At 42.0% G+C, this 11990-nt stretch carries 14 protein-coding genes; 9 read left to right on the top strand and 5 right to left on the bottom strand.

Translation table 11 applies throughout. The annotated features are described in order from the left end of the window. Positions 1-49: 49 nt before the first annotated feature. Entirely contained in the window at positions 50-262 is a 213-nt protein-coding gene (locus tag ACMX3D_RS05915; RefSeq protein ID WP_482750520.1) for a hypothetical protein, read from the bottom strand. A gap of 102 nt (positions 263-364) precedes the next feature. Between ACMX3D_RS05915 and ACMX3D_RS05910 the strand changes: the two genes are divergently transcribed. From ACMX3D_RS05910 to ACMX3D_RS05900, 3 genes are read left to right on the top strand one after another with little or no spacing between them, the layout of a single operon-like run. Then, the gene (locus ACMX3D_RS05910; protein ID WP_482750519.1) at positions 365-1273 is read left to right on the top strand and encodes a hypothetical protein; all 909 of its coding nucleotides are present in this window, start codon (positions 365-367) and stop codon (positions 1271-1273) included. A 12-nt stretch (positions 1274-1285) separates the two neighbouring features. Then, positions 1286-1378, top strand: coding sequence for a DUF6888 family protein (locus ACMX3D_RS05905; protein WP_482750518.1), 93 nt, complete (start codon positions 1286-1288; stop codon positions 1376-1378). Further along, a complete protein-coding gene (locus ACMX3D_RS05900; RefSeq protein ID WP_482750517.1) occupies positions 1375-1584 on the top strand; it encodes a DUF6887 family protein in 210 nt (69 codons plus the stop codon). Before ACMX3D_RS05905 ends, ACMX3D_RS05900 begins: the two co-directional genes overlap by 4 nt. A gap of 102 nt (positions 1585-1686) precedes the next feature. On the opposite strand, the gene ACMX3D_RS05895 is transcribed toward ACMX3D_RS05900, so the two are convergent. Next, positions 1687-3282 carry a nickel-dependent hydrogenase large subunit gene (locus ACMX3D_RS05895; RefSeq protein WP_482752283.1) on the bottom strand — a complete coding sequence of 532 codons (1596 nt, stop codon included), beginning with the start codon at positions 3280-3282 and terminating at the stop codon, positions 1687-1689. 77 nt (positions 3283-3359) lie between these two features. Next, complete coding sequence (locus ACMX3D_RS05890; protein ID WP_482750516.1) at positions 3360-4322, bottom strand: NADH-quinone oxidoreductase subunit B family protein; 963 nt, start codon at positions 4320-4322, stop codon at positions 3360-3362. A gap of 665 nt (positions 4323-4987) precedes the next feature. Between ACMX3D_RS05890 and ACMX3D_RS05885 the strand changes: the two genes are divergently transcribed. From ACMX3D_RS05885 to ltrA, 6 genes are all read left to right on the top strand, one after another. Further along, complete coding sequence (locus ACMX3D_RS05885; protein ID WP_482750515.1) at positions 4988-5968, top strand: hypothetical protein; 981 nt, start codon at positions 4988-4990, stop codon at positions 5966-5968. Positions 5969-6003: 35 nt separating this feature from the next. Then, positions 6004-6243, top strand: a complete 240-nt coding sequence (locus ACMX3D_RS05880; protein WP_482750514.1) for an asr0689 family protein — start codon at positions 6004-6006, stop codon at positions 6241-6243. Between the two features lie 8 nt (positions 6244-6251). Then, entirely contained in the window at positions 6252-6476 is a 225-nt protein-coding gene (locus tag ACMX3D_RS05875; protein ID WP_482750513.1) for a hypothetical protein, read from the top strand. Between the two features lie 89 nt (positions 6477-6565). After that, positions 6566-7408, top strand: a complete 843-nt coding sequence (locus ACMX3D_RS05870) for a NifU family protein (protein ID WP_482750512.1) — start codon at positions 6566-6568, stop codon at positions 7406-7408. A 204-nt stretch (positions 7409-7612) separates the two neighbouring features. Beyond that, on the top strand, positions 7613-8086 hold the full coding sequence (locus tag ACMX3D_RS05865; RefSeq protein ID WP_482750511.1) for a hypothetical protein: 474 nt from the start codon (positions 7613-7615) through the stop codon (positions 8084-8086). Positions 8087-9071: 985 nt separating this feature from the next. Then, positions 9072-10970: a group II intron reverse transcriptase/maturase gene (gene ltrA / locus ACMX3D_RS05860; RefSeq protein WP_482749175.1), complete on the top strand. Its 1899-nt coding sequence runs from the start codon at positions 9072-9074 to the stop codon at positions 10968-10970. 122 nt (positions 10971-11092) lie between these two features. On the opposite strand, the gene ACMX3D_RS05855 is transcribed toward ltrA, so the two are convergent. Together ACMX3D_RS05855 and ACMX3D_RS05850 are read right to left on the bottom strand one after the other, a co-directional pair. Then, positions 11093-11485: a DUF5615 family PIN-like protein gene (locus ACMX3D_RS05855; protein WP_482750510.1), complete on the bottom strand. Its 393-nt coding sequence runs from the start codon at positions 11483-11485 to the stop codon at positions 11093-11095. Then, complete coding sequence (locus ACMX3D_RS05850) at positions 11482-11856, bottom strand: DUF433 domain-containing protein (protein WP_482750509.1); 375 nt, start codon at positions 11854-11856, stop codon at positions 11482-11484. The genes ACMX3D_RS05855 and ACMX3D_RS05850 overlap by 4 nt, the downstream gene beginning before the upstream one ends. Between the last annotated feature and the right edge of the window lie 134 nt (positions 11857-11990).

Below are 11990 nucleotides of genomic sequence, written 5' to 3'. Positions count from 1 at the left end.
AGACTGTATCTGTAATGCGATTGCCTGTGGTGATTTTGTGTGATCGCTGCTAGTTAGAATGCTGCATTACACCTGGTAAGCGTAAATGTAGCAGAGATAAAAACTCTGTCAACTCGACTAACCCTTCCGCTTCCCTTTGTTCTGCATGGGTAAGCATTTCACCTGTATCTTGGCGATCAAGTAGAACTTGAAGACGTTCTTGCACAGCTTCGGGAAGTTTGAAATGAGTTAGTTCAACTGGTATCTCGATAATTTCAGGCATACACAGTATGTCTAGTAAAATTGCCACCACTTCTAAAGTGTAACTTAATAGCTATGAATATTGATGCGTTTATAGTAAATTATAAAAAATAAGGATTTATATATGAATGAGCATCGTAGCACAACCTTAAGTTTCAAAATATTGTTACAAAGTTTCAATGAGCATAAAGGATATTATAATCTCGATAATTTAGGCTTAGGAAAAGCGATTGAACAATGGAATCTTTTAGAAGAAGAAAATAGAGAAAATATCGAAATAATTGCACATTATCAAAAATGGTATTTTACAGCCAGTTTTCTACAAATGCTTAATGCTTGGCAATGGTTTTTCTCAGGTATATTGCTTGGAAGACAAGCGTACTTACCTGCTCAGATATTACAGATGTATTATTACTCTATCTTCTTTTCTTACGGCGCTTTTCTATCTGCTCAGTTTAAAGGGCATTACACATTAAATATAGAAATTGGAAAAGATAAAAAAGTTATAAAAACGCGTAAAGAAGTTTGGCTAAGTGAAAAAAATAATAATTTAAATATCTTTCTAAAAGATAAAGGTAGAGGTGGAGAACACGAAATTAGAGCTAATTGGTTTTACGAGGTTTTCAAAAATTGGGATTTTAAGTGTGATCATCCACAAGTTTTAGCATTTATGAGTGGTGCTGATTTTCATTCTGATTCTCGCAACACGTATACATACTCTTTAAGTGATATAGCTGAAGAACTATACTCAGTACCAAAACTACGATCATCTCCATCTAACGATGTATTAATTAGTTTGTGGAAAAGAGAAATAGAATGGATTGATTATTGTCCAGAAGAGTTTTGGGCGCTAGAGCATATAAAGGTTGTTGTTGACCTTCATACAAGATTGTTAAAAGGATATGAGAGAAAATCTCCATATAGTGAACAGCAGATTTTATTATTAAGAAACTTATGTAATCACCATGTAAATACCGGATTAGTTGAAATTCTTAGAATTGCAATGCCTACAATATTGCAGATGTTAGAGTAGTGAATTGTTCGGATGGATGAACGAACAGGAAATATATTCTTGCTGGCGGGCGAGGAAAATATTATAGAAATATACCCTAACGGACGGTGGAGATACATCGGATGAGTAAGCCTAACTTTCAAGCTATGAGTCAGAAAGAATTACATGATTATGTTCTTGCTCATCGGGATGACCAAGAAGCTTTTTATGCTTATATAGATAAATTACACGCGGAAGCAAACTGGATTGAAATGCCACCATTAGAATCATTGCAGGATTTGGATAATTATCCTGAATTTGTTGAACGTTTTCGTGGCAACTCTCAAACCTGAATACTTGATAAGCTAATGACTAAATAACTAGCCATTAGCCATACTCATATAAAACCCTCCGCGCACCTTTGCGTATACCTCCGCGCCACTCTGCGTTTAAACCTATGCCGTCCGAAAACGCGCCAACTCCTCACCAGTCTTCGCATCGTGGGCGTGAACTGTACACACCAAACAAGAATCAAAAGTACGGGCAACGTGACCAACTTCCACTGGGTCTTTAGGATCAGCAATAGGTGTCCCTACTAACGCTTCTTCAATCGGGCCGCGTTTACCTTCACCATCACGGGGGCCGATGTTCCAAGTACCAGGTGCAATTACTTGGTAGTTCTTAATCTTACCGCCTTCTATATCTACCCAGTGACACAAAGCACCCCGCGCTGCTTCCGTTGCACCCCAACCTTTGCCATCTTTTTCTTTGGGTTTAATATACCAAGGGTCGTTTAACTTGAATTCACGTAAACAGCGTTCGGCTTGGCGATACAGTTTCACTAGTTCATGCAGTCTGGCTAACTGACGGACGTGAATATTTGCACCGCCCATCTTTTTAAACACATCCAAGATAAAACCATCCTGGTGTTGCCAAGATTCACCGTGATTACCGCCTGCTACTAACTGACGTGCTAAGGGGCCTGCTTCTAAGCGTCCGAAGTCTTTGTGTAAGACTGCACTTGCCCAAGAATAGGCGTTGTCGAAGTCTTTTGTATTGTTAGCGATGGGTTTTGTAGTGCGATCGCTCGGATGAATATCTGCTGTCCCTTCATCGTACCAAGAATGGGTTAAATTCTCACGAGCGAAGGATTGATCCATTAAAGTGTGAGTGTCTGTGAAGCTATCATACACGCCACTCTTCATAATCATGGCTGCATTACGGTCTTCAATGGTTGGCTTTTGGTATTTATCCTCATGGGCTAAATATCCCCAAGTGACGTATTTACCAACACCTGCGCCATATTTATCTAGACCTATATCTAGACCCATACGCCAATAAAAACCTAAATCAGACTCACGATGTTTGATGTCTTCTTCTAACCAGTTCATGAAGTCATCGTAAGTCTGGATTTCTTCGTAGCGTTCTAAAGAACAGCCTAACCAAACTGGCTCTAACCAGTTGGTGCGGAAGTATTCAAGAATTGCCCAGGCGCGGGTAATGTCGGTGAGGGTGGGGGCGCACATTACACCACCAGGAACCATATAACTAGAGTGAGGCCACTGTCCACCCAAGAGGGCGTAAATCTCCACAGGTTTGGCGGAAATGGTTACACCGAGTTCGTAAGATTTCCCGGTGAAGGCAGAAAAGCGGCGGACTGCTTCATCATAGAAGCGACTACTACGGTAGTTTTTATTTGTTAGGTCAATGGCGAACAATCCATAAAAGTAGCGCGGAATACTTTGGATAGTTTCGACGATTTGACCGAGGTTTCTGGCTAAGATGGCGTTGCGTGGCACTTCTGTACCCCAGGCTGTATCCAATGCCCAGGATGCAGATGTGAGGTGAGAACCACCGCAAATACCACAAATGCGCGGTGTAACAATTAATCCGGCTTGGGGGTCTTTGCCACGTAAGATGATTTCAAAGCCACGAAAGAGTTCAGCGTGAGTCCAGGCGTTGACTACATAACCATCAGCAATTTCTACGCGAACATCTAAATCGCCCTCGACTCTACCGACGGGCGATATATCTAATGTTTGTTTTCCCATTTTTTTGTCCATAGTCAATGGTCAATGGTCAAAAGTCAATTGTCAAAAGCTTTGGACTATTGACTGTGGACTTTTGACTAAACAGTAAAAAAGTCTTCTTCTGCCCATGCTGGTGCTGCATCTTTGGCGACCATTGTGAGGAGGGCGTAGTCTTTTTTGTTCACCCCTGGTGGTAGTTCTTTGGGAACCCCCATGACGGTTTGGGTTTTAAATACGGTTCCGGGTTTGAGGTCAAAGAAGGGAAATTCTGGTTCTGTACAACCTAAACACGGCATTCCGGCGCGGGTTTTGGAGGAGACGCGGTTCCAGAGGATGCGGTTGCAGGATGAGTGTGTCATGGGGCCGCGACAGCCTAAGTCGTAGAATAAACAGCCTTTACGTTGACCAAATTCGGCGGTTGTGGCTTTGTAAGCAAAATGGACGTTGCGAGTACAACCTGTTTGGGTAAAGGTGTTGAAGAAGGTTTGCGGACGATTAAGTTCATCCAAAGCAATATCAGCGATGCGTCCGGTAGCGATCGCCACTAATATCTGCGTTATCCAATCAGGGTGTGCGGGACATCCAGGGATGTTGATCACAGGTAAACCAGATTTGGCGCGGAAATCTTTACCTAAAAAGCCGCCTTCTTGCCGTTTGAGAAATTGTAAGCCTTGAGATTCGCTGGGGTTAGGAGACATTGCGGGGATTCCGCCCCAAGTCGCACAATCTCCCACAGCAACAACAAAGCTTGCAGCTTTAGCAAGGTCTGTTAGCCAATCTTTCATCGGGCGATCGGCGAACCGATTCCATTCACCTGTACCGTTGGGGGCGTTAACTACACTGCCTTCAAATACCAAAATATCCAAAGGAGTTTTGCCTAAAATGCAGTCCCACAGTAGAGTTTGTAAGTTGTTGCCTAGTTCCAACCCTAATGAAGGATGCCAAAGCACTTTAATGCCAAAGTCAGCTATGAGGTCGCAGACTGTCGGTTCTTCGGCATTTAGAAACGACATGGTGTTGCCTGAACAGGCACCACCTTGCAGCCAGAGTACGTTAGTCATTGGCTATCTGTGTTTATTTTTTATTCAGGTGATAAGCGTTGTAGAGTCTCACCTGTCTTTGATGTTTATTATTCACCATAATGTATTTTTTTATTTAATTAATTCTTATTAAAGAAAAATTAATTATTGGGAGATATTATGAGGTTAGTAAAAGGTCATAAGTAATCTAATTTAGGAAAATATTACGCAGAGTCGCATACTTCGACTGCGCTCAGTAACCAGAGGCGCAGAGAGTTTAGGAGTTTGGATTTGAAGTAGGTATTTTTATCTGATAAATATATGTTTTGTTCGATGACTATACAAAATATATTTTTGATGAAGTGAGTGTTGTATTTTGATAATAATATTGTTAATTACCCTCTAGAATTTTGGAAATAGAGTGTTTTATAGTAAGGAAATCGGGAAGGAAAGGATGAAGTATGAAATTTGAAGTCTGAAGTTTGAAGCCTGAAGTATAAAATTTATGCTTTTATTTTTTATATAGCACACCACAGCATAAATAAAGTAACCGTGTCAATTGCTATCAAGCTAAATATACGGGTTTCTTTATTTCATACTTCATAATTCATACTTCATACTTACTTAGCCCTTGATTGTGAGGAAATTTTTGTGTATTTCGAGGGCATTGAAAGAGTAATTTTCTTAATAGCTAGAGTAGGGTAATTATGACACCTAGCATAACAGATTCGGCTGTGAAAGCAGCTGTGGCAGCGATCGCTTCGGAGTCAGCAACGACGGCAGAAAAAATCCAGATGCTGATTGAAATGGCACAAGGTTTTCAAAAGAAGCCGAAAACTGCCCAGGATTTGCGGAATGCTGTTGGACTGTATTATCGGGCTTATGAAATGTCTGGTGAGGAGTATCCGCTGCTAAAGGCTAAAGCCCAGGTGGGGATGGCTGGGACTTTACAGATCATTCCTCATACGGATACGGAATTGTTGCTGCAAGCCAAGGCTGGTTATGAAGAAGCATTGCCAATTTTACAAGAGTTAGGCACGCCTGAAGAGGTGGCAGAGGCGCAAATGAATTTTGGGTTGGTGTTACAGTCACTAGCGCCGTATAATTTAGCTCGAATTAGTGATAGTATCCAGGCTTATCATGAAGCTTTGCGGGTGTTTACCTGGGAAGATTACCCGCAAGATTACGCGATTTTATACAACAATATTGCGATCGCTTACCTTTCGATGCCAATGGCTTCAGAACGGGAATATTTACGTCAGGGGTTAGCAGTTCAATCATTTGAAACTGCTTTGAAGCATATTAATTTGATTGACCATCCTAGAGAATATGCCATGCTGCAAAATAATTTAGGTAATGCTTTGCAGTATTTAGTTAGTTCTCATCCTGTAGAAAATAATTTACGGGCGATCGCTGCCTATGATGAAGCTTTAAAAGTGCGTAACTTTAGAGATACACCTTTAGAATATGCTAACACAATTTCTAACAAAGCTAACGCTTTATTCAACTTACCTGATCATCCCGAAAAACCAGAACTAGGTAATCCCCAAAATCTTTTACAAGCACGTGTTTACTATCAAGAAGCTTGGTCAATCTTTACAGAACATCAACAGATGGAACAAGCTGAATTAGTATCTCAGGCACTAAAAGATGTGGAAGCAGAAATTAGGATTGGGGGAGTAGGTTGAAAATACATCTAATAGCTAAAAAAGGACAAGAGAAAATGAGTGAGTTTTTGACAAGTATGGTGGCTAGTGACATCACCATAGTTACAGGATTAGCGTGGTTAGTTATAGCAACAATTATCTCGATGATTGGTGGGGCAATTGGAGGAATGATATTAGCTGGTAAAGATATTGGTTATTCTTTTTCAGCTATGTTAGGCGCATTATTTGCCCCGGCTGGTGCAATTCCCGCGCTGTTATTAGGTTTTGCTTTATTAGCATTGTTGAAAAACTATTAGGAGAGACAATGTTGGAATTAGGTTGGTATTCTGTCAAGTTATTTTTTAAAGGCAAGCTATTTCGCGATCCTATTCATTTTGTGCAACAAACATCAATTGGAATTGGCGTTGGTTTGCTATTACTAATGACACTTGCCCAAGTAGATATTCCCTTGTGTATTCCAATAACTGTGTCTAGTTTATTTTCGGGTATGCTGATGCCTTTTCTACTTAAAGATTTCAAAATGAAATAATTCAGTAGTTAACAGCACAATAATTTCATACTACCCTTCGGGAAGCCGCGCATAGCGCGTCTACATACTTCACACTTCATACTTTTTTGATGACCAACCTCGAAGAATTCATTGAAGAAATTAACCGCTTTGAGGCAATTATCTCTGAGTGGGATGAAAGTCAAAGGTGTGTAGCTGTCGGTCTGAAACGAGCGATTGAAGCTTTGCATAAAGAAGCATTGACACGGTTGATTAAACGCCTCAAACAAGAATCAATTTCAGCTTTGCGTCAGGCTGCGGATGATGAAGTTGTGTATGCGGTTTTGCTGTATCACGACTTAGTTAAACCACCACTACCACCAATATTACAACGTATTCAAGCCGCCCTAGAAGAAGTACGCCCAGGGTTAAAAATTCACAATGGCGATATAGAATTAGTTGCTTTTAAACCACCAGATACTGTGGAAGTTAGGTTAATCGGAACTTGCAGTAGTTGTCCAGCTTCTAATTTGACGTTATCTCAGGGAGTTGAACAGGCAATTAAGAATTATTGTCCAGAAATTACAAAAGTGGTTGCAGTTAGCGATCGCCCTACGGTTGATAATACCAATACTGGTTTAACTAGTCCCTTTGCTTCCGCAATCAAAACTGCTTGGGTAAGGGTAGCAACTGTAGAACAAATTCCAGATGCGGGAATATTTGCTACGAAAGTTGCTGGACATTCACTAATTTTATATCGTCAAGGCGATCGCATTACTTGTTACCGCAACACTTGCTCTCATCTTGCATCACCACTGGACGACGGGAAGGTGGAAGATGGTATCATCACCTGTCCTGCACACGGGTTTCAATATCAATTAGATACTGGGCAATGTTTGACCGCTGATGTATCTTTACAGTCATATCCGGTTCAGATGAAGGGTGATAAGGTTTTTGTGCAGTTGTCTCGGTGATTATGTGAGTAATGTTTTTAAACGCAGAGGGGCGCTGAGGTAAACGCAAAGGTACGCCGGTTAACTCAGCATCCGCAAGACTGTAGGGGTGTATAGTTGCTACATCCTTACATATTTTTGCATTGATACAAACCAGCGATGTTGTGTATTCGCTTGTATATTTGGGAACTCTAGATTATGGAAGCATACGGGAGAATAATTTCTATGTCTAGAAGTCCAATTAGTGCAAGTTTAGCTCAGCAAGATAGAGATGCTTTGTTGCAAGCTATTACTACTATTAAAGAAAAGCTACCATTTTTAATTGATTTGAGTAATGAGGAGCGCAAAGCTTTACCCAAGATGGGTGATAAAAGCCGCGCCTTTGTTAGTAAAGCATTGGAGGTGGCGACACAGAACCCAGAGTTTTTACCACGTTCTTTTGAGTTAGAAGAGATGCGGAAGGATGTGCAATTATTTGAAGCGTTGTATCCATTATTGCTGGCGTTGACTCAGTTGCAAGAATTGGTCGATGATACTTCTTTGGCGGTGGGTAGTGAAGCTTATGCAGCCGCGTTGCAAGTATATAACTATGCCAAAGCTAGTGGACAAACCGCAGGATTAGATACAGTAGTAGACGAAATGGGGCAAAGATTTGCGCGTAAATCTCGGAAGGCCAAGCCCCAATCAGCAGCGTTGTAGAAAATAACTCGACAGTTGTACCTTTGAAGTGCAATGTTAAAGCTCAGAACTCGGATGTTGGAGTAAATTGCTCGGCGTTTCGGGTTCTGAGCTTGATTTTTGGAGTAAATTGCTCGACATTTCGTGTTTGGAAGTGGAAGTTTCGAGTAAAAAGCTCGACGTTTCGTGTTCGGATGTTGAAGGGTGAAGTTCAGAAGGCGATGCCTACGGCGGGCGTGCGATTCGTTCAGTCGAAATAAGTAGCAATACTTAGGGATGACTGGCTTTTATTGGGTAACCCATCCTGGGTTGAGTTCGCACTTTAATCCCCAATAAAATGACAACTCATATATCCATGTAGGTGAGGGAATCTAGTCTAGCTACAAGCTGAGAAAACTAGAGAGGAAAAGAAAAGTAGAAGTTCACACTAACACTATAACTTACCCCAAAATACACCAAGTCCTACTGTCCTAGTGCGGGATTAAAAGCACACAGACTACCAGAGGCAACTTTGGTAGCCCCCACATCCGAGACCGATTATCAAAGATGCGAAGCAGGGGTGAAAGCAGTCAATGCGGTAATTGCTGAAAGCGTATACTGCAAGCAAGAATCCTATGGGTAGAACAAGCAAAGTGCCGTTTAACCATCGTTAGCAGGCTCCAGGGGGAATAAGCTTCTTTGGAACTAACTTCCAAACCGCCTGGGTCGGGAATATCCGACATAAAAGAGTCCACTCGGTATGCCCGACCGAGATGGCGCACTACTCTCACCCGGTGGAAAGGCACGCCCTAAAGGATTCAAACATGGATGATGGGAACGAAACAACCCCTGATGTTCTCCTGAAAATACAGGTAGGTATCAGCCATAAGACATAAGGGAGAAGGATGGTACAAAAAGCAAATGCCCAACCTGAATTAACAGGTAAAGCCGGAAAAAGGATGGCTGTAATCGCCGGGATAAGCTGACGTGTACCGCAGTGTGGGAAAGGCTAAAGGTAACAGTAGCAATGAATAAGCCTAAATTGGACTCAGTTTCACTGAATACCGAGGGATGGAAAACTATCAATTGGCTCAAAGCCGAAAGATATGTCTTTAAGTTGCAAAAACGCATTTATGCTGCTTCCCGCCGTGGCGATGTTAAGCGATGTCGCAAACTCCAAAAGACGCTGATGAGGTCTTGGTACAACAGATTACTATCGGCTCGTCGGGTAACCCAAGAAAACCAAGGTAAAAAGACGGCAGGAGTGGATGGCAAAAAAACGCTGTCCCCAGAAGCACGTATGAAACTGGCAAGGGAACTAAAACTTACTGGAAAATCCAAACCCACTCGTAGAGTATGGATTCCAAAACCAGGAACACAAGAAAAACGCCCATTAGGAATACCCACAATGTACGACCGTGCATTACAAGCCGTAGTAAAATCTGCACTAGAACCTGAATGGGAGGCAGTCTTTGAACCAAATTCCTATGGTTTTAGACCAGGAAGGTCTTGCCACGATGCAATTAAACAAATCAAACTCTGTATACAGAATCAGGCAAAATTCGTACTAGATGCGGACATAGCCAAATGTTTTGATTGCATTAACCACATAGCCCTACTTCAGAAACTTAACATCAGAGGAAAAGCTAGGCAACAGATAAAAGCTTGGCTCAAATCTGGGGTCATAGACCAGGGGGCATTTACGGCTACATCTCTTGGAGCACCGCAAGGTGGTGTTATTTCACCACTACTGGCAAATATAGCCCTCCACGGCTTAGAAAATGCACTCAACAACTTTGCCACAACACTCGATATTCGTGATAAAAACGGTAAAAGAGTGTCACGTCAAGAAAGAATCAAATCACTTAGCTTTATACGCTATGCAGATGATTTTGTTGTGTTGCACAAAGATAAGGCTATAGTCCAAAGATGCCGAGAAATCATCTCGGAGTGGTTAAAAGACATAGGCTTAGAACTTAAACCCGAAAAAACCAGGCTAACTCATACACTCACCAATGAACTGAGTGAAGATGGTAAAGCTGGATTCAACTTTCTTGGTCACCATATCCAGCAATACCCAGCAGGGAAGTACCGCAGCAATAAAAATGCTGAGGGAAAAATACTTGGTTTTAACACCCTCATCACCCCATCCACGAAGGCGAGTAAGGCACATCAAGAGGAAATCGGAAGAATCATCAGAAAACACAGGTCTTCGCCCCAAGCGGCACTAATCAAAGACCTCAACCCTGTAATCAGGGGATGGACTTCCTACTACTCAAACTCCGATGCCCAAACTATCGGAGAATTATCAAAACAAGACAACCTCACATACCTGAAACTTCAACGATGGGCAACACGCCGATGTGGAACTACAGCAAAAGGACATACCAAATACTGGACATCCATAGAAGGCGTTAACTGGGTATTCGCAACAAGAGTTGGGGATGCGAACCCCCTTCGGTTACTAAAACATAACCAATTCTCTTGCAGTAGCACTAGTTATGTAAAAGTCAAAGGTGATAAAAGCCCCTACGACGGCGACACAGTTTACTGGAGTTCAAGACTAGGGAAACACCCTCAAATGCCTAGTCGTAAGGCTAAGTTGCTAAAACTTCAAAAGGGTAAATGTCCCTGGTGCGGATTAAGCTTCCAAGAATGGGATGTAATTGAAATAGACCATCAAATCCCCAAAGCACTAGGCGGTAAGGATGAATGGAAAAACCTGCAATTATTACATCGGCATTGTCATGACGAAAAGACCGCAATTGACCTTAAAGAAATTCGGAATAAAGACCACTCCAAATTCCAAGAATTGCTCTCTAAATTTTGGGAGAAATTCGACTGGGAATGGCTAAACGATATTCCAAACTTTCTTGGTCATGCTGTTAGGAAGTCCGACATGACAAATGGACAACACACTGAGTAGCCGTGTGCGGTGAAAGTCGCACGCACGGTTTCGGATGGGAGGGGTGATGCAGTAATGCACACCTCGACCCTACCTACGCCTACGCACCAGTATTTTATCTAAAAAAAGCTCATCACTCAGCTTTACGGAATAAAAACTCGACCGACTCCTAGATAGTTTTCTATATCAAACACAATCTCAATTAGGCGAGTAGCACACTTTTGCCGATAGTTACGCTCATCAAGTCTATCAGGGTTTCCAATTGTCAAAATTGGTAGGGAAGTTGGTGTATTTTCCTCACGTATTGTCTGTTCCAGAGAATCATCTCCCTTCATATTTCGATTTGCTGTAATCAAAATCATCTGGTTGGTTTGAGCAAATTGCCAAACAACTCGATCGCTACTATCCATCGGCAACCCAACTTCCTGAAACGTAAAAAAGCGGATGGGTAACAAATCAAGCCATCCTTCAGCCGAGAGTGTTCCCCAGAATAAAACAGCATCGCCTGTCAAGTTGTAGTCAATCAGAAAGTTCATGACTGGGCTTCAATGCGGGCTTTCCAGGCTTGCAGTTTTGCACGCAGGGCTTCCTGTCCAGATTTAGGGGGCATTGCTGCGATTTTTGCAAAGTGTTCTCGATTTCGCTCTTCCCAATATTCGCGAATTTCCTCTGCCGTTTGCAGACCTTCTTGGTATTCTGCCTCAACTTCAACGTGATGGGTTTCAATGTACGCTAGAGCTGAATGAATCTGCTCATCGTTAAGACCAAGCTTCTCACGAATCAGCTTTGGTGGATACTGAGCCTTGAGGTAATCTATCACGTCGTAAAGTGTGATGCGTGTTCCTGCGATCGTCAATCCACGTTCTGTCCGAATTATTGCTGGTTCGTGGCTAGATGCTGCTGCCATAAGGATTTTTAATCAGAAGCTATTTTAATCATAGTAAAAAGCGCGAGGTCAAATTAAGAAGGCGACCATATCAATAAAATCATCAATATTCATCATTGCTCACTCTTGTTATGCGGCTGGCAATACTCAGATAC

The sequence above is a fragment of the Anabaena sp. TISTR 8404 genome, assembly GCF_056847745.1.
This window is presented reverse-complemented; position numbering and strand designations above follow the sequence as displayed.